Origin of the sequence: Gramella sp. AN32, assembly GCF_023718305.1 — a bacterium.
In the GTDB taxonomy this organism is placed as follows: Bacteria; Bacteroidota; Bacteroidia; order Flavobacteriales; family Flavobacteriaceae; genus Christiangramia; species Christiangramia antarctica.
In genome coordinates this window covers 392522-411232 of the sequence record NZ_QEYO01000002.1, presented here as the reverse complement: position 1 = coordinate 411232, position 18711 = coordinate 392522, and the positions used below count along the sequence as shown (strand labels likewise).

Here is an 18711-nt window from a genome sequence, read left to right as displayed (position 1 = left end):
AAGTATAAAATTAAAATACTGATAAGGATTCCTCTATCGCCAAATATATTTGCTGAAGTTGTTTTTCGGAAATTACATAAGGTGGCAAAATATAAATGGTATTTCCCAAAGGCCGAAGTGCTATTCCCCTTTGCATAAAAAAATCGAAAATCTTATCTCTTAGGCTCCCATATCTATCGGTTTCAACGTCAAGTTCAAAAGCCAGGATGACCCCTAAAGTGCGTAGGTTTTTAACTTTGGGATGATACTTAATCTTATTGGCAAAAGCATTATTCTGTCTGGCAATTTCTGTGATTTTATGCTGAATTTCTTCCGAAGTCAATAACTCCAGTGCGGCCAGGGCTGCGGTACATGCCAGTGGATTGGCGGTGTAGGTATGGCCATGAAAAAGGCCTTTAGCAATCTCATCTGAATAAAAAGCGTCGTAGATCTTTTGAGTGCAACTGGTAAGGCCCATGGGTAAAAGTCCGGCGGTTAAAGCCTTGGACATACAAAGGATATCCGGCTTTTGTTGTAAATGATCTGAAGCAAAGAATTTTCCGGTTTTCCCGAAACCGGTCATCACTTCATCTGCGATCAGAATAATTTCATTTTCCCAGCAGATTTTCAAAATCTCATCCAGGCCTTCAGCATTATGAAACTGCATCGCAGCTGCCCCCTGGATCAAAGGTTCATAAATAAAACCGGCGAAATTATGTTCAGCAATAAGCATTTTAAGCGTGGAAATTACTTCTGAATTATTTTCCCCGTTGGGCACAGGCAATCGTTTAACCCGAATAAAATGATCTTTAAAAGCACCATTATAAACCGATAATCCGGAAACAGACATCGCCCCGAAAGTATCTCCGTGGAAACCATTTTCAAAAGCCAGCATCACCTTGCGATCATTGCCTAAATTATGATGGTATTGCAATGCCATTTTAATCCCAATTTCAGTAGCAGTAGAACCGTTGTCATTAAAGAACATCTTCTGCTGACCTGCGGGTAGAATTTTGATCAAAGCTTCAGATAATTCAATGGCTGGTTCATGGGTAAAGCCACTAAAAACAACCTGATCGAGGTTTTGCATTTGTTTAGCCACCTTGTTAGTTATGAAAGGGTGGCAATGGCCGTATACGGCGGTGTACCAGGAAGAAATCCCATCTATATATTCATTACCATTATCATCGGTTAAAATGCAAGCCTTCGCCTTTACAATGGGCAACATTTCCCTTGCAGTCTTATGCTGGGTTAATGGATGCCACAAATGTTTTTTATCCCTTTCTTTCAGATCACTCATTACAATAGTTTTTCCCGGAAAATTTCAGCATATTCTTTAATTACCATTTGATCAAAATAAGGTTCTTCTTCAATTCTTCCCAATATCGCCACGCCGCTCATTTTTTCAATAATAATTTCCGAAGAGTTATTTTGATCACCATTAAATACGATGGAAATATTTTCGAATCCGCGATTTTTTAAGGCTTCAATGCTTAAAAGCGTATGATTGATACTTCCCAGGTAATGTCTGGAAACTAAAATGATCTCATAATCATTTTTAATAAGATCGATGATACGATCTTTATCATTCAGCGGAACCATTAATCCGCCAGCTCCTTCTATAACAAGACTATTTATAGTTTTTGGTGGATTGATCTCCTGTAAACTGATCTTAATTTTATCAATTTCCGCCGCCGCATGGGGGCTCATGGGAGTGTTTAAAGCATAAGAATTCTTATGAAAAACAGTTTTTTTATTACTGATAAGATTTTCAATTTTTTGAGTATCTGAATGATCCAAATCCCCAGCCTGGATTGGTTTCCAATAATCGGCTTGTAAAGCTTCGACCAAAATTGCAGATACGATGGTTTTACCCACTTCAGTTCCAATTCCGGTTACGAAATACGTTTTCGGCATATTTAATCTTTGGGCACAAAAGTAGCCAACTGGCTTAAAACCGCAGTTATTTCAGCCGTAGAATTATAAGAATGCACGCAGAATCGTAATCGCTCGGAACCCTCGGGAACTGTTGGAGATAAAATAGGCTTGACGAGAAAGCGGTTTTGATTGAGCTTTTTTGAAATAATTTTTACCCTTTCATTTCCCGGAATGATACAACTTTGAATGGCCGAATTCGATTCAATAAAATCCTGTTGAAGTTCGTTTTTCTTAATTTCTCTTCGGAAAAAATGTATATTTTCCTGCAGCTTTATAATTGCTTCTGAATTTTTAAGATTTTGATAAGCGCCCATTATCGTCGCTACTGAATGTGGCGAAAGGGCGGTCGTATATATAAAACTTCTGGAGAAATTAACCAGATAATCTATCAGTTTTTGGCTTCCCAGAATTACCGCACCATGACAACCTAAAGCTTTTCCGAAGGTGTGAATTCTGGCAAAAATGTGATCTTCTAATTTTTTTTCCTGAACCATGCCTTCTCCATTCCTTCCAATAACACCAGTCGCATGTGCTTCATCCACTATCAACTGAAGACCATATTTTTTTTTCAATTTAATTAGTTTGTCCAGTTCTGGGGAATCCCCATCCATGGAAAAAACAGATTCGGTAACCACGTAAAATTCTGAGTCAGCTGATTTTGATTGGGAATATCGAATAAGTTTTTCTTCAAGATCCTGAAAATCGTTATGCCGAAATTTATAATTTCTGGCCAGGGACATTTTTAAGCCGTCGCGAATTGAAGCATGGGAGAATTCATCATAAAAAATAAAATCCCCTTTTTGTGGGACTGCAGAAAAGAAGCCAATATTGGCATCGTAACCGGAATTAAAAATCAAGGCCGCTTCAGAATTATGGAAATTCGCGAGATAAGTTTCAGCTTTTTCGAATAAAGGATGGTTTCCCGAAAGTAATCTTGAACCGGTTGAACCTAATTTAAAATGATTTTTTAAATTTTTTTCGGTCTGTTTTTTAAGGAGTTCCAATGTAGAAAAACCAAGATAATCATTAGAGAAAAAGTCGATTCCTTCCTGTTGCGGAACTAAACTTCGGAAAGAATTATCCTCTTTTCTTTTTTGCAAGCCCTGCTCTAATTTTTTAGGAAATTCTGCCATAACACAAAATTAGAAATAAAAAAAGCGGAACTGATTGGTTCCGCTTTCAAAATTATTTGATCCTAATTATAATACTTCATGCATTAATATAAAGGTTCCCGCACCACTTATAAAACCAAGTGCCGCCAGCCAGGTTACCTTTTTAAGATACCAGATAAAATCTATATTTTCCATTCCCATAGCAGCGACTCCGGCAGCAGAACCAATGATCAACATACTTCCCCCCGTTCCTGCAGAGTAAGCGATAAAATGCCATAACTGCGCATCCATTGGGGCATCATACATACCCATTGAAGCTGCCACCAGCGGTACGTTGTCTATAATCGCGGAAAAGACACCTAAAACTATAATCACCACATTTTGATTGGGTATATTATTTTGAAGGATTTCCGCGAGATACCTTAAGGTCCCGACTTCTTCTCCGCCCACTGTTCCAAAAACCAGTGATTCCAGCGCCGCAACAGCCATTAAAATCCCCAGGAAGAAAAGGATACTGGAAATTTCAATTCTGGAAAGTGCTCTATGTGCAGAATACATATGCCGGTCTTCTTCCTCAAAATCCTCTTCCGGATGGATATATTCGGAAATAAGCCAAACAACACCTAAGGCGAGGATCATTCCCATATAAGGGGGTAAATGTGTTAAGGTTTTAAAAACAGGCACCGATAATATTGCTCCTAAACCTGCGATTAACATTACTTTACTACTCAGGATCCTTTCTTCTGAAACTTCCGCATGTGTATCGGTTTCAACAGTGCCTTTAAAAACCGGCATCATAGAAGCGATGGCGAATGGAACTATAAAACAGACAATAGATGGAAGGATCACGTATTCCATCAAACCCATGGTCGAAATTTTTTCAGCGATCCAGAGCATCGTAGTGGTCACATCGCCAATAGGAGACCAGGCACCCCCGGCATTCGCGGCGATTACCGCCAGAGCAACATACCAGAGCCGTTGGGTTTTATTAGGGATCAATTTCCTAAGCAAAGTCACTAAAACAATGGTAGCAGTAAGGTTATCTATCATTGCTGAAAGGAAAAAAGCCAGGATACCTACAATCCAAAGAAGTTTACGCTTGCTTTTGGTTTTTACAAAGCCTTTAAGAATGGTGAATCCCTTATGGAGATCAATTAATTCCACAATGGTCATGGCTCCAATAAGAAAAATTAGAATCTCTGAAGTCTTTCCAAAATGGTGCAACAAAGTACCTGAAAAACCCTCTTCGCCTTCTTCACCATCACTTAGGAAATTGAAAATTTCTCCTTCCGTATTAATGATGTCAAACCAGTTTTCCTTAAAACCTATGGAAAGCAGGGCCCACATAATTGCGGCCATTAAAAGAGCCGGAACGGTTTTGTCCAGCTTTATAGGGTGTTCAAGAGTAATTAATAAATATCCAACTACAAAAATCAGGATAACTATAGAGTCCATTCAGTATAAAATTTAATGTGTAAACAACTTAAGTTTCAAGTTTCGGAAATTAAAAATACAGTCGGTAATCTGGCAATTCTCATCCCATATTCCCTGTAAAAACAAATATAACAGTAAATAATTTAGATTTTAAACCAATCCGGCAATAAACATAGTTCAAAATATCAATTAATTAAGTATTCAAAAATTAAAATTATAAATTATCGTTTTTCAATAATTAATTTATATTTGTTATTGTTAAACAATAATTATAGCATGAAATCTTCAACATTCTTACTCACCATTTTAAATTTCTCCTATTATTTTCTTTATTTCATCTGGTTCATCTTATTTGGAATGCTGCTATTTACAGTTATGTTTGATTCTAATTCTGTTTTGGAGTTATTTAAAAACTCTTCAGATCTAAAAATTGAAACCAAATCTGTACTTATTACTACCTTAGTATTGACATTAATTTCAGGCGGAGTCTGGATCTATATTCTTCGAATGATTAAAAATTTGGTAAACAGCTTACTTTCTAAAAAACTTTTCTCCAATTTTCAAATTGCAAGTTTTAAATTAATTGGACAGCTAATTATTGCGATCACCATTTTTGATGCTATAACAATGTTCATCTCCCGCTTAATTTTCCAAAATAGATTAAAAGTAGAAGTCGATCTTTTCGAATTCTGGATCATTATAACTATTGGCCTTTTTATGATCCTGCTCTCAACAATTTTTGAGAAAGCTAAGTTCTATAAGGAAGAAAATGATCTAACCGTTTAATTATGCCTATAGTAATTAACTTAGATCAAATGCTTGAGCAACGAGGGATGAAAAGCAATGAACTGGCAGAAATTGTAGGCATCACCACGGCAAACCTTTCCATTCTGAAAACCGGAAAGGCCAAAGCAGTGCGTTTTTCCACCTTGGAAGCGATTTGCGAAGCACTTAACTGCCAGCCCGGAGATATTTTAGAATTCAAACCTTAGATTGAAGTTGATTTTTTAAATTAGGGCCTCACAATATTTAAATGATGCTTAGATTTTTTATTTCATTCCTTCTTATTGGGTTTAGTGTTCATGCACAAACCAATAAATACCAGGTTTCTTTCGATAATGCCGTGCACCATGAGGCGAAAATCCAGGTACATTTTACCGAGGTTCCCTCCGGGGATTTTAAAGTTCGCATGAGCAGGACATCGCCCGGCCGGTACGCTATACATGAATTCGCGAAAAATGTATATGGTTTCAAAGCGACCGATGAAACTGGTAAAGAATTAGCCGTACGGCGGGAAGATCCATATTCGTGGATTATCACAGACCACAAGGGAACAGTAAATATTGAATACCTGCTTTTTGCAAATCGCGGTGACGGTACTTATTCCCAGGTAGATGAAACCCATGCGCATCTTAATATTCCGGCCACTTTTATGTATGCAGAAACTTTAAAAGAAAGGCCAATTGAAGTAGATTTTGACATTCGTGAAGATCTAAACTGGAAAGTCGCCACGCAATTAGAAAAAGTATCAGAAACAAAATTTCGAGCTCCTAATATGTATTATTTTATGGATAGCCCGGTGGAAATAAGCGATTACATGCTAAAAGAATTTGATGTGGAGGGGCAAAATGTTCGGTTTGTGCTTCATCATCTGGGGACTGAAGAAGAATTTTCAGAATATTTCGAAAAAGCTAAAGCCATTGTACTCCAGGAAAAAGCTGTTTATGGAGAATTGCCCACCTATGATTTTGGAGAATACACTTTTCTTGGCTGTTACATGCCCAATGCTTCCGGTGACGGCATGGAACACAGGAATAGTACTATTGTTTCCAGCAGCCGAAGTCTTGCTGAGGGGGGAATGGAAAATAACATTGGAACTGTCGCGCATGAATTTTTTCATTGCTGGAATGTAGAAAGAATTAGACCGGAAGGTTTGGAACCCTTTGATTTTACTGAAGCTAATATGAGCGGTGCGCTTTGGTTTGCCGAAGGTTTTACCAGTTATTACACGGGGCTTATTTTAACCAGGGCAAATATCTGGACCCATGAAAAATATATTGAAAGTCTTGCGGGAACCTTTAATTATGTTTGGAACTCCCCGGCGAGGGATTATTTTAACCCTATTGAAATGAGCTACCAGGCTCCGTTCGTAGATGCGGCAACTTCAGTAGATCCTGTAAACAGGGAAAATACGTTTATTTCCTATTATTCCTACGGAAGTGTTTTAGGGCTTGCCTTAGATCTTTCATTAAGAGGGAATAAACTGAATCTTGACGATTTTATGAAACTGATGTGGATCAAATTCGGAAAAACTGAAAACCCTTATTCCTTAGAAAATATTGAAAATACACTGGCCGAGTATGCCGGAAAAGAATTTGCTGAAAATTTCTTCAGCAATTATATCTACGCTAGTAAAATGCCAGATTATAAAAAGCTTTTCGCTGAAGTTGGGGTTAAACTTTTCCAGGAGGAGAAGACTTCTCTTGGAGCATCCTTTCGGAACCTGGAAAACGGAGTCCAGATAAACAGAAATACCTACAGGGGAAGACCGGCCTATAATGCGGGATTAGATAATAATGATATTATAACTTCAGTAAACGGAAAAGAAGTAGGGACATTAGAAGAATTCAGCGATATGATTGCAGGAATGGAAAAGGGATCAAAAATCAATGTGGAATTCTTGAGAGGTGATACCAAAATGCAAACGGAGGTCCGCCTGGGAGCAAGTGAAGACTACACCATAAAATTGGATGAAAAAGCTGATAAGCAGGCGGTAGCAAATCGGGAAAACTGGTTAAAAATAAAATAAACCATATTCATAAAAAAAGCCTCCATCCGGAGGCTTTTATATTTTAATTCAGCTTGTATTAATCAGCCAGAATAATGGCTTTGTTATCTTTCATTTCCAGAACGCCCCCTTTAATCGTAACATACATTACATTTTTTTCGGCATTATCTGTTCGAAAAGCAACATTCTTATTCTTAATCTCATTTTCACTTCCTGAAGCCAGGTTAATTTTAACCTCACCTTCTTTCAAAGTTGCCACAATAGGAGCGTGATTATTCAACATCTGAAATTCACCATCATGACCCGGAGCTCTCACCGCGTCGACCTGAGCGCGAAAAACCACAGCTTCCGGAGTTACAATTTCTAAATACATATTTTATAGTATAGAGTAGTTAGTATTGAGTAATTAGAAAATTGATCTCTCAATTCTAATATCTCATTTCTCACTACCAGTTTATGATTCAGCAAGCATTTTTTCTCCAGCTTCAATCGCTTCTTCAATAGTTCCTTTAAGGTTAAAAGCAGCTTCCGGTAAGTGATCTAATTCACCATCCATGATCATATTGAAGCCTTTAATGGTATCCTTAATATCTACAAGCACTCCTTTAAGTCCGGTAAACTGTTCGGCTACGTGGAAAGGCTGAGAAAGGAAACGTTGTACACGTCTTGCCCGTGAAACAGCCAATTTATCCTCTTCAGAAAGTTCTTCCATCCCAAGAATGGCAATAATATCCTGAAGTTCTTTATATCTCTGTAGTAATTCTTTTACTCTTTGAGCACAATCGTAATGTTCACTTCCTAAAATATCTGGAGCAAGAATTCTTGAAGTTGAATCAAGAGGATCTACCGCTGGATAAATACCAAGCTCGGCGATTTTACGGGAAAGTACCGTAGTAGCATCCAAGTGGGCAAAGGTTGTTGCCGGCGCCGGATCTGTTAAATCATCTGCAGGTACATAAACTGCCTGTACCGATGTAATAGAACCATTCTTAGTAGAAGTAATTCGTTCCTGCATCGCACCCATTTCAGTAGCCAAAGTAGGCTGATAACCCACCGCAGATGGCATACGCCCTAGAAGTGCTGATACCTCAGAACCTGCCTGGGTAAATCTAAAAATATTATCAACGAAGAAAAGAACATCTTTTCCCTGACCTTCACCTGCACCATCACGAAAATATTCTGCAATAGTCAATCCTGAAAGTGCTACACGTGCACGTGCTCCGGGAGGTTCGTTCATTTGTCCAAAAACGAAAGTCGCTTTCGATTCTTTCATTCCTTCCTTATCCACTTTTTCAAGATCCCATCCACCTTTTTCCATAGAATGCATAAAATCATCGCCATATTTGATAATTCCAGACTCCAACATCTCACGCAGTAAATCATTCCCTTCCCGGGTACGTTCTCCAACGCCCGCAAATACAGAAAGACCACCGTGTCCTTTCGCAATATTGTTAATTAGTTCCTGTATAAGTACCGTTTTACCAACACCTGCACCACCAAAAAGACCAATTTTACCACCTTTTGCGTAAGGCTCAATAAGGTCAATTACTTTAATTCCCGTAAAAAGTACTTCCGTAGAAACAGATAAATCTTCAAATTTTGGAGCATCACGGTGAATGGAAAGTCCGTCTTTTCCAGTTTTCGGAAGATTCCCCAAACCGTCAATCGCATCCCCAACAACATTGAACAATCGCCCGTATACATCATGCCCAATAGGCATTTTAATAGGATTTCCTGTGTTTACCACCTCTACCCCACGGCTTAAACCATCGGTAGAATCCATAGAAATTGTTCTTACGGTATCTTCTCCAATATGAGACTGCACCTCAAGGACAATAAGAGATCCATCCTTCCGGGTAATCTCCAAAGAATCATAAATTTTTGGCAGTTCAGCATTTTCTGCGTTGAAAACAACATCAACTACAGGACCAATTATCTGGGCAACTTTACCTGTGACTTTAGACATTTATCTAATTCTTTAATTTTTAATAAGTATTATTTAAAAAATCTAATTTCCTGATTTAAAATTACCTAAATAAGGAAGCGATTCTTTTCAGGCTGCAAAGATAATTTTTTCTTGCAAAAAACATATTGAAAATAACAGAAGTTTTTGACGGAAAAAGACACTATAAAAAAAGCCCTTCCAATTTTCTGAAAGGGCTATAAATTTCAAGTGTTTTAATTATTCTACAGTCACCGATTTAGCCAGGTTTCTAGGCTGATCTACGTTCTTACCAAGCATTACCGCTATATGATAAGAAAGCAATTGCAGCGGAATCGTAGTCAACAAAGGCGTCAAAGATTCAATAGTTTCGGGTACCTCGATTACATGATCTGCAAGATCCCTAACTTCTTCATCTCCGTGAGTCACAATGGCTATAATCTTACCTTTTCTGGACTTTATTTCCTGAATATTGCTTACTACTTTTTCATAATGGCCTTTTTTGGTGGCAATGACCACAACTGGCATTTGTTCATCGATAAGAGCAATAGGGCCATGTTTCATCTCTGCCGCCGGATAACCTTCAGCATGGATATAAGAAATTTCTTTTAATTTTAATGCTCCTTCAAGCGCAACAGGGAAATTATACCCCCTGCCTAAATATAAGCAGTTTGGCGCGTCCTTATAAATATTTGCGATCTCTCTAATAATCGTATCAGACTTTAAAGAGTCCTTTATTTTATTCGGAATTAATTCCATTTCCCTTAAATGATATTGAAAATCACTGTGAGAAATAGTCCCTTTGAACTTTCCAAGTTTTAAAGCCATCAGGGTTAAAACCGTAATTTGGGTTGTAAATGCTTTTGTTGATGCCACTCCAATTTCAGGTCCCGCGTGCGTATAAGCCCCGGCGTTGGTTTCCCTTGAAATTGAAGAACCTACCACATTACAAACCCCAAAAGTAAAAGCTCCTTTTTCCTTGGCCAGTTTGATTGCCGCCATTGTATCTGCGGTTTCCCCACTTTGGGAAATAGCGATAACCACATCATTTTCTGAAATTACCGGATTGCGATATCTAAATTCTGAAGCATATTCAACTTCAACAGGGATACGGGCAATATCTTCAAAAATATATTCAGCAACAAGTCCCGCATGCCATGAAGTTCCACAGGCAACGATAATAAAACGCTTTGCATTGGCAATGCGCTCCATATTATCATCCATTCCTGCCATTCTAATAATACCTTCATCAACCAGCATTCGCCCTCTATACGTGTCGCTTATGGCACTTGGTTGCTCGTGGATCTCTTTCAGCATAAAATGCTCGTATCCCCCTTTTTCAATTTGTTCCAGGTTCATTTGAAGTTCCTGAATATAAGGATCCACTAAAGAGTCATCTTTAATTTTTCTAATTTTCACCTCTTTTCCCCGGCGTACTACCGCCATCTCACCATCTTCCAGGTAAATTGCGTTGTTGGTAAATTCAATAAACGGGGAAGCATCTGAAGCGATAAAAAATTCATCTTCACCAACACCAATCGCTAACGGACTTCCAAGTCTTGCTACCACTAATTCATCTGGTTTTTGCTTATTAAAAACAGCAATGGCATAAGCACCAATAGTCTGGTTCAAAGCAATTTGAACAGCTTTTCCCAGCTTCACATCCTCCTTGGAAATAACATCTTCAATAAGATTTACCAAAACCTCGGTATCAGTATCACTTTTAAATTCGTAGCCCCTGGTTTTTAATTCTTTTTTTAAGGAATCGTAATTTTCGATGATTCCATTATGGATAATTACTATATCCCCGGAGTTTGAGTAGTGGGGATGTGAATTTACATCATTTGGCTCGCCGTGCGTGGCCCATCTGGTATGCCCAATTCCCACTGTTCCTTTAGTAGAAATTTCAGCTTCAAGTTTGGTTTTTAAATCGGCGACCTTTCCTTTGGTTTTGCACATTTTTAATTCCGCACCATCATACAAAGCAATTCCTGCGCTATCATAGCCCCTGTATTCAAGGCGTTGTAGTCCTTTTAAAACTACGGGATAAGCTTCACGGTGACCAATATATCCAACAATTCCACACATAATTTCTAATATTCAGTATAATAAATTCTTAATTGCAATCGCTTCTCAGGATCAGTAGCACCACTTCCATACAAAACCGTGCCAAGGGGAGTTAAGGTAACTACCGACGGAGCAACTTCAATATCTCCTGAGTCCCTAATTGCAGAATTTCTAACAAAAATATTTCCATTTTGATCTCTGGCAGCAACAGCATTAATATTGGGGACTACCACAAGTCCCAAACGAACATTATCGATATCACCTTCTAAGATCCCGCTAACATGCTGGGTAATCCTTAATGTATATTGAATTCCCTCTTCATCCTCGGTCCTTTCTAAAGGCGTTGAAAAATTGATGATAGAATTGTATGGATTTGAAGGCGTATAACTTTCATCAAATGCGTAATCTATCAGTATATTTTTTGAATCCAGATCGAATAAATAAATCCTATCTGGTTCACGCGCTCCATTCAGCAAATCCCTGTTTACATAAAAGGTGAGATTGGCTTCATTAATCAACCAGTTTCTTGTTTTTAAATCGGCTAATTCAGTAGAATCCGGAAACAATTCCACAATCCCCATGATTCCTTCCTGTCCTTTTACATAAAGGTTTTCAGCATTTTCCTCATCAGCATTAATTTCAGCCAGAAAACTTTCGTTAAAATCATTTTCAAAAGCATTGAAGTGATTTCCGGTCAACACCAGATTATAAACATCACGTTGGCGAACAACTTCTTCATCTACCGTCACATCACTTTTATAATACAGGCTGATTTTTGCACTCGTTCCGCTAAAATCAAGCAAAACCTGAGAACCTTCAGAACTATTAGCTTCAGCTTTAATTAATAAGCTTCGTAAATAATTATTGAAATTCCCATGGTTTAATAAAATATTGGTACCTGCATTATCCAACACTTTTTTCTTGAAGAAATCTACCGGAAGTTTTATTCTTAGGGATGGCGGCAACACTATCGTATCACTTTCCCCATCATTATTAGGCTCAAAATCTACATTTACCTGAGCTGAAGGTTGGAAAGCACCATCTGTAAAAAGTGCCTCCCCAATGATGTTTTGCTCCACTGCCGGCAGCTGATTGGAATAATATTTTTGCGATAATGTAAAATCTGTATCCGGATCCAGAGTATTTAGAAAATACGATGTTTCAAAAATTGAAATTTTAAAGCTTCCTTCTCCATAAATCGAATCCAATTGATAAGTAGTAGTTTCGACAGACTCATCAGCTATTTCCGTAGAGAAATAAGGTATATTCAAAACCACACTATCCAGTTCAGGATTATCACCAAAGCCAGGGTTTTCAGAAGAAAGACTGGCCTGAGTTACAATACTGGCGATGCTGGAACCAAAGGCGGGATTTTTATCTACTCCTAAAAATAGGCCTGTAGTGCTATTGGTTTGTATACTATTTATTTTTTGAGAATAAGCCTTGACATTTGATGTATAAAGGTCTACGTTCGTTGGGTTGTTAATAACCTCTCCACCAATTGAAGTGAAATCTTCATCACATCCAATAAAAGCGAAAACAACAACCACTAGGGTTGTTATTTGTATCCATTTGTATAATTTCATTGTTGTTTTTACTTACTATTTAAGGTAATACGTGAATAGCATAAAATTCCTGATAAGCCTGAGAGAAATTTTCCTTACCTGCATATGGAAGAACTGGTTTGTCAAGTTTCTCGATATATTTTTTAAGGTCTTCCGGAACATTATCCCCACCTATGACAATTGCATCTGAATTATCTACCGCAGTTTTTATGAGTCCCGCATAATTAGGGGTTTTTAAATGTTTTACATTGGAGTTTTCCAAGCCATCAAATAATATTTTCTTATGCATTTCACTATCTAACGTCTCATCGAAGCTTTGATTGTAAACAGAGGTCACAATTTTTGAATCTTTAAATAATGGTTCGTTGCCATAATAATTTCTAAGGTATAAAGGCAATAAGGAGGCAAGCCATCCGTGAACATGTATAATATCTGGAGACCAGTTAAGTTTTTTTACTGTTTCTATAACACCTTTGGCAAAGAAAATGGCGCGCTCATCATTATCTAAAAAAAGATTTCCATCTTCATCGGTAAGGGTAGCTTTTCTTTTAAAATAATCTTCATTATCAATAAAATAAACCTGCATTCTTTCCTTTGGTATAGAGGCCACTTTTATAATAAGGGGCATATCCAGATCGTTAATCACCAGGTTCATTCCAGAGAGCCTTATCACCTCATGCAGTTGATGTCTACGTTCGTTGATATTCCCAAACCTCGGCATAAAAATTCTTATCTGTCCTCCCTGGTTATTAACCATTTTGGCAGCTTCAAAAGAAGTAGATGAGATTTCAGTTTCAGGTAAGTAGGGTATAACTTCAGACGAGACGTATAACACTCTCTTATCTTTCATAAATTCTTTACTTTAGGTTGCGTTTCGAAATAAAAAACACGCAAAATTACAAAAATTTATGCAGATTGCCAGAGATATCTTAAGTTTGCACGCTGTTAATTTTATAATAAAGTGCAGGTATTTAAAGAGAAGAGGCCTTTAATTGATAGGATCGAGAAGGCAAAATCTGATGATTTGATCTTAGGATTAGTGCCCACCATGGGTGCGTTGCACGAAGGCCATATTTCTCTTATCCAAACTGCTTTACAGCAAAGTGATCAGGTGGTGGTGACAATTTTTGTGAACCCAACACAATTTGATAATCCCGAAGATTTGGATAAATATCCCAGAACCCTTGAGAACGACCTTTTATTAATTTCAGCATTAAAGAAAGATATCTGGGTGTTCACTCCTTCTCCGCAGGAATTATATGGAGAAAATATCTTTTCGGAACATTTTGAATTCCAAGGGCTTGAAAAAGTAATGGAAGGAAAATTTAGAAGCGGACATTTTGACGGAGTTGGAACTGTAGTGAAACGGATCTTTGATATTGTTAATCCAGATAGGGCATTCTTTGGGGAAAAAGATTACCAGCAATTACAGATCATTCGTAAATTAACTGAAATCACTGCCTCTCCGGTGGAAATCATTGGTTGTCCTATCCTGAGAGAGCAATCGGGACTTGCAAGGTCTTCAAGAAATGAACGTCTAACTTCAGCCCAGCGTAACGAAGCAGCTTTTATATATAAAACGCTCAAGGATGTCAAAAATTTATTTGGCACAAAAAGTGCAAAATATATAAGCAAATGGGTAGAAAGGGAATTTAAGAATAAGAAAAACCTGAAATTGGAATATTTTGAAATTGCCAATGAAAACTCACTTGAAAAATTAGTAGTCCAATCGAAAAATGAAAAATACAGGGCTTTTATCGCCGCTTATGCCGATGATATTCGACTGATTGATAATATTGCTCTATAGACTTAATTAAAATGCAAATTCACGTAGTAAAATCTAAAATTCATCGCGTCAAGGTTACCGGCGCAGATCTGGAATATATTGGAAGCATTACCATAGATGAAGATCTTATGGAAGCTGCCAATATTATTGAAGGAGAAAAAGTTCAGATCGTAAACAATAATAATGGTGAACGTTTGGAAACTTATGTGATCCCGGGACCAAGGAATAGTGGTGAAATCACCTTAAATGGTGCTGCTGCGAGAAAAGTTGCGAAAGGCGACGTTTTGATCATTATATCTTACGCGATCATGGAAATGGAAGAAGCCAAAAAATTTAAGCCTTCTCTGGTTTTTCCAGACGAAACCACCAACCTGCTTAATTAAGTGAGTAAAAGTTTCAAAAAAATATTAAAAATAGTAATCCCCCTTTCTTTGGGGATTTTTTTAATCTGGTATTCATTATCCTCATCTACCCCGCAGGAAAGGGAAAATTTATGGAGTAGTATTAAAAGTGCAAACAAATTCTGGATAGCGCTTTCATTTTTCCTGGGCACAATTTCCCATATGTCCAGAGCTTACAGGTGGAAATATTTATTAGAGCCAATGGGCTATAAGACCCGGTTTTTGAACCGGTTTATGGCAGTAATGGTAGCATATTTAGCAAACTTCGGAATACCCCGCTCGGGAGAAATTTTAAGGGGAGTAACATTGGCGACTTACGAAAAAGTGCCTTTCGAAAAAGGTTTTGGAACCATCATTTCTGAAAGGGTTGCAGATCTAATTATTTTAATGCTGGTGGTTGCATTGGCTTTAATTCTTCAAACCGATGATCTTCTTGCATATTTACAGGATCAGAATATTCAGCCGTTAAACACATTCCTGATTTTTATAGGGGCTATTAGTTTGGGTATTTTAGCCTTAAACGTCATAAAAAAATCTACATGGAAACCTTTTCTGAAAATTAAATCTTTAGCCAAAGGACTTCTAGAAGGGATGAAAAGTATCTTTCACATGAAAGATAAATGGCCCTTTATATTTCATACCATCTTTATTTGGTCTCTTTATGTTTTGATGTTTTTCGTGATCAAGCATAGTATTCCTGAAACTTCGAATGTTCCCGCCGGAATCATCATGGCGGCATTTGTCGTGGGATCTTTTGCCGTATCTGCCACCAATGGCGGTATTGGAGTTTACCCAGTTGCCGTGGGAAGCATCCTTTATTTCTTTGGGGTGGATAAAAGTGGTGCCGAAGCTTTTGGATGGATTTCCTGGGCCACTCAAACCTTAGTTGTTGTGGTTTTTGGCGGTCTGGCATTCATATTGCTACCTATCTATAACAATAAGAAATAATTTCTTATCTTGGAAACCCGAATCTAAACCAATACATATGAAACTCATTATCACCATGATAGTGGCAATGTTGCTATTGCCCTTTCAACAATATGGGCAGGTAACCTACGAGACTATAAATTCTGCCAAGCTGGGAGAAGCCCGGCAGATAAAAATCCAATTACCCAGAAATTATAAAGAAAACACCAACAAACACTATCCGGTGATGGTTGTTTTGGACGGTGATTATTTATTTGAACCTGTCGCCGGAATGGTAGACTACTATTCTTACTGGGAAGAAGCTCCTGAAATGATTGTGGTGGGAATAAAACAGGGGGGCAAACGAATGGATGACACCAATTATGACAACAAACAATTTTTACCTGCAGAGAAAGGAGCGAAATTTTTTGAATTTTTAGGCATGGAGCTTTTGGCCAGCATGGATCAAAAATATCGCACGGCCGATTTTAAAATTATCGTTGGCCATGATTTTACTTCCAATTTTATCAATTATTATCTTCTAAAGGATAATCCGGTTTTTGATGGATATATTAATATAAGCCCGGACCTTGCCCCGGAAATGTCCAATAGACTGGTAAATGCACTTTCCAAAAGTCAGTCAAAAAAATGGTATTATCTGGCAACCGGTGGCAATGATATCCCGGAGTTGAAAAAGAATATTCTTGATCTGGACGCCAGTTTGAGTAAAATAGACAACGAAAATCTGGATTACAATTTTGATAATTTTAAGGATGCCTCACATTATTCTTTGGTAGCAAAAGCAATCCCCTCTGCGATCGGTCAAATGTTTGAGATTTATAGACCAATCAGTATAAAAGATTATAACGAGATTTTATTACAAACGTCAATATCCCCATCAGAATACCTTGCGGATAAATATGAAAGTATTGAAGAGCTATACAGTGTAAAAATCCCTATTCGTATAAGCGATTTTATGGCTATTTATAATGCTATTGAAAAAACCCGGCGTTGGGATGAGTATAAACCATTATATAAAATGGCCTATGATTCGTTTCCCGGTACCATGTTGGGAACTTTCTTTGAAGCCCGGTATGAAGAAGAACTGGGAAATCCGAAACGCGCTATGCGCATCTATCAAAATGCTTATGGCCAGCAGAAAGTTGCCTTTCTGGACAGTGATTTTATGCTCAAAAAAGCAGATGCAATCAAAAAAGATTTCGGTTATTAGCAATATAAAATTTCTTAAAACCGACTATCCCCCAGGCAAGCCGTAGGGGCATTTCGCCCCCCGATAGCCATCGGGGTTATTTTAGCCTCTGGGCAAAAAAGCAGTTCCGACCTCTCCCGAGGGAGAGGTGAAGAGGAAACCCCGACACAAAAGGATCGGGGAATTATTTAGATTAAATCGATTTGTTTTTATGGCTAAAGTTAAGACCGCTTATTATTGCCAAAAATGCGGAGCTCAATACTCCAAATGGCAGGGAAAATGCAATTCCTGCGATGACTGGAATACGATTGTTGAAGAAATTGTACAAAAAGCCGATCCTAAAGACTGGAAAGTTTCTGCCAAAAATGAAGCGAGGAAAGCGGCGAAACCTTTATTGATCGCCGAGATCGAAAATACACCGCAGTACCGTATTAAAACCAATAATAATGAACTGGACAGGGTGCTGGGCGGCGGACTCGTTCCCGGATCCCTTACCTTGCTTGGTGGAGAGCCCGGGATTGGGAAGAGCACGCTATTATTACAAATTTCGCTTCAGCTTAATATCAAAGTTTTATACGTTTCCGGGGAAGAAAGTCAGCAGCAAATAAAAATGCGGGCGGAACGCATCAATCCCAACCCCGCAAATTGCTATATTTTAACTGAAACCAAAACCCAGAATATTTTCCGACAGATTGAAGAGATTTCACCAGAAGTTGTAATTGTCGATTCCATTCAAACCCTGCACAGCGATTATATTGAGAGTTCCCCGGGCAGTATTTCACAAATTCGAGAATGCACTTCAGAATTGATAAAATTTGCCAAGGAAAGCAACACTCCGGTGATTCTTATTGGCCATATCACCAAAGAAGGAAGTATCGCCGGTCCAAAAGTTTTAGAACATATGGTAGATACGGTACTTCAGTTTGAAGGCGATCGTAATCATGTTTATAGGATTTTGCGAGCACACAAAAACCGTTTTGGTTCCACGCATGAACTTGGCATTTATGAAATGCAGGGCAGTGGGTTACGCGAAGTTTCCAATCCTTCAGAAATTTTAATTTCCAAAACCGAGGAAGATCTTAGCGGCACCGCCATTGCTTCTACGCTGGAAGGAATGCGACCTTTGATGATAGAAATTCAGGCGCTGGTGAGTACTGCGGTATATGGAACGCCACAACGTTCTACTACCGGTTATAACGCGAAACGACTGAATATGCTTCTGGCTGTTCTGGAAAAAAGGGCCGGTTTTAGACTTGGTGCAAAAGATGTTTTTTTAAATATCACTGGCGGAATAAGTGTGGACGATCCCGCAATCGATCTGGCAGTTATTGCCGCTATTTTATCCTCAAATGAAGATATCGCTCTTCTAAAAGATTCCTGTTTTGCTGCAGAGGTTGGCCTTGCCGGAGAAATTAGGCCGGTTACCAAAATTGAGCAAAGAATTCTGGAAGCTGAAAAACTCGGTTTCTCAAGAATTATGATCTCCAGGCAAAGTAAACTTCCGAAGAATAATTACAAAATTGAAATTATTAAGGTCGCCAAAATTGAAGACGTGGTAAGTCATCTTTTTTAACTATAATGGC

The 18711-nt window shown here is 38.1% G+C and carries 17 protein-coding genes; 8 read left to right on the top strand and 9 right to left on the bottom strand.

Going from position 1 to position 18711, the window contains the following annotated elements; genetic code table 11:
• Positions 1-10: 10 nt before the first annotated feature.
• The 4 genes from bioA to nhaD all read right to left on the bottom strand — a co-directional run bounded on the left by bioA (position 11) and on the right by nhaD (position 4484).
• Positions 11-1279 (bottom strand): adenosylmethionine--8-amino-7-oxononanoate transaminase, encoded by a 1269-nt coding sequence (gene bioA, locus DHD80_RS04355; protein WP_251739912.1) that lies wholly within the window; start codon positions 1277-1279, stop codon positions 11-13.
• A complete protein-coding gene (gene bioD / locus DHD80_RS04350) occupies positions 1279-1896 on the bottom strand; it encodes a dethiobiotin synthase (protein WP_251739911.1) in 618 nt (205 codons plus the stop codon). The genes bioA and bioD overlap by 1 nt, the downstream gene beginning before the upstream one ends.
• A gap of 2 nt (positions 1897-1898) precedes the next feature.
• The gene (locus DHD80_RS04345) at positions 1899-3050 is read right to left on the bottom strand and encodes a pyridoxal phosphate-dependent aminotransferase family protein (RefSeq protein ID WP_251739910.1); all 1152 of its coding nucleotides are present in this window, start codon (positions 3048-3050) and stop codon (positions 1899-1901) included.
• Positions 3051-3116: 66 nt separating this feature from the next.
• On the bottom strand, positions 3117-4484 hold the full coding sequence (nhaD, locus tag DHD80_RS04340; RefSeq protein WP_251739909.1) for a sodium:proton antiporter NhaD: 1368 nt from the start codon (positions 4482-4484) through the stop codon (positions 3117-3119).
• Positions 4485-4739: 255 nt separating this feature from the next.
• On the opposite strand from nhaD, the gene DHD80_RS04335 reads away from it, so the two are divergent.
• From DHD80_RS04335 to DHD80_RS04325, 3 genes are read left to right on the top strand one after another with little or no spacing between them, the layout of a single operon-like run.
• On the top strand, positions 4740-5249 hold the full coding sequence (locus tag DHD80_RS04335) for a DUF2975 domain-containing protein (protein ID WP_251739908.1): 510 nt from the start codon (positions 4740-4742) through the stop codon (positions 5247-5249).
• Positions 5250-5251: 2 nt separating this feature from the next.
• Positions 5252-5455 (top strand): helix-turn-helix transcriptional regulator, encoded by a 204-nt coding sequence (locus DHD80_RS04330; RefSeq protein ID WP_251739907.1) that lies wholly within the window; start codon positions 5252-5254, stop codon positions 5453-5455.
• 44 nt (positions 5456-5499) lie between these two features.
• Positions 5500-7272: a PDZ domain-containing protein gene (locus tag DHD80_RS04325; protein WP_251739937.1), complete on the top strand. Its 1773-nt coding sequence runs from the start codon at positions 5500-5502 to the stop codon at positions 7270-7272.
• Between the two features lie 58 nt (positions 7273-7330).
• Here DHD80_RS04325 and DHD80_RS04320 read toward each other — a convergent pair whose 3' ends face one another.
• The 5 genes from DHD80_RS04320 to DHD80_RS04300 all read right to left on the bottom strand — a co-directional run bounded on the left by DHD80_RS04320 (position 7331) and on the right by DHD80_RS04300 (position 13675).
• Entirely contained in the window at positions 7331-7624 is a 294-nt protein-coding gene (locus tag DHD80_RS04320; protein ID WP_251739906.1) for a hypothetical protein, read from the bottom strand.
• An 81-nt stretch (positions 7625-7705) separates the two neighbouring features.
• A complete protein-coding gene (gene atpD, locus DHD80_RS04315) occupies positions 7706-9217 on the bottom strand; it encodes a F0F1 ATP synthase subunit beta (RefSeq protein WP_251739905.1) in 1512 nt (503 codons plus the stop codon).
• 216 nt (positions 9218-9433) lie between these two features.
• The gene (gene glmS, locus DHD80_RS04310) at positions 9434-11281 is read right to left on the bottom strand and encodes a glutamine--fructose-6-phosphate transaminase (isomerizing) (protein WP_251739904.1); all 1848 of its coding nucleotides are present in this window, start codon (positions 11279-11281) and stop codon (positions 9434-9436) included.
• A 5-nt stretch (positions 11282-11286) separates the two neighbouring features.
• Positions 11287-12846, bottom strand: coding sequence for a DUF4270 domain-containing protein (locus DHD80_RS04305; RefSeq protein ID WP_251739903.1), 1560 nt, complete (start codon positions 12844-12846; stop codon positions 11287-11289).
• A 19-nt stretch (positions 12847-12865) separates the two neighbouring features.
• Positions 12866-13675 carry a glycogen/starch synthase gene (locus tag DHD80_RS04300; RefSeq protein WP_251739902.1) on the bottom strand — a complete coding sequence of 270 codons (810 nt, stop codon included), beginning with the start codon at positions 13673-13675 and terminating at the stop codon, positions 12866-12868.
• A 111-nt stretch (positions 13676-13786) separates the two neighbouring features.
• Between DHD80_RS04300 and panC the strand changes: the two genes are divergently transcribed.
• The 5 genes from panC to radA all read left to right on the top strand — a co-directional run bounded on the left by panC (position 13787) and on the right by radA (position 18701).
• Positions 13787-14632 (top strand): pantoate--beta-alanine ligase, encoded by an 846-nt coding sequence (panC, locus tag DHD80_RS04295; protein ID WP_251739901.1) that lies wholly within the window; start codon positions 13787-13789, stop codon positions 14630-14632.
• An 11-nt stretch (positions 14633-14643) separates the two neighbouring features.
• Positions 14644-14994, top strand: a complete 351-nt coding sequence (panD, locus tag DHD80_RS04290; protein ID WP_251739900.1) for an aspartate 1-decarboxylase — start codon at positions 14644-14646, stop codon at positions 14992-14994.
• Positions 14995-15960 carry a lysylphosphatidylglycerol synthase transmembrane domain-containing protein gene (locus tag DHD80_RS04285; RefSeq protein WP_347709953.1) on the top strand — a complete coding sequence of 322 codons (966 nt, stop codon included), beginning with the start codon at positions 14995-14997 and terminating at the stop codon, positions 15958-15960.
• 37 nt (positions 15961-15997) lie between these two features.
• Complete coding sequence (locus tag DHD80_RS04280; RefSeq protein WP_251739898.1) at positions 15998-17149, top strand: alpha/beta hydrolase-fold protein; 1152 nt, start codon at positions 15998-16000, stop codon at positions 17147-17149.
• Positions 17150-17339: 190 nt separating this feature from the next.
• Complete coding sequence (radA, locus tag DHD80_RS04275; protein WP_251739897.1) at positions 17340-18701, top strand: DNA repair protein RadA; 1362 nt, start codon at positions 17340-17342, stop codon at positions 18699-18701.
• The last annotated feature ends 10 nt before the right edge of the window (positions 18702-18711 follow it).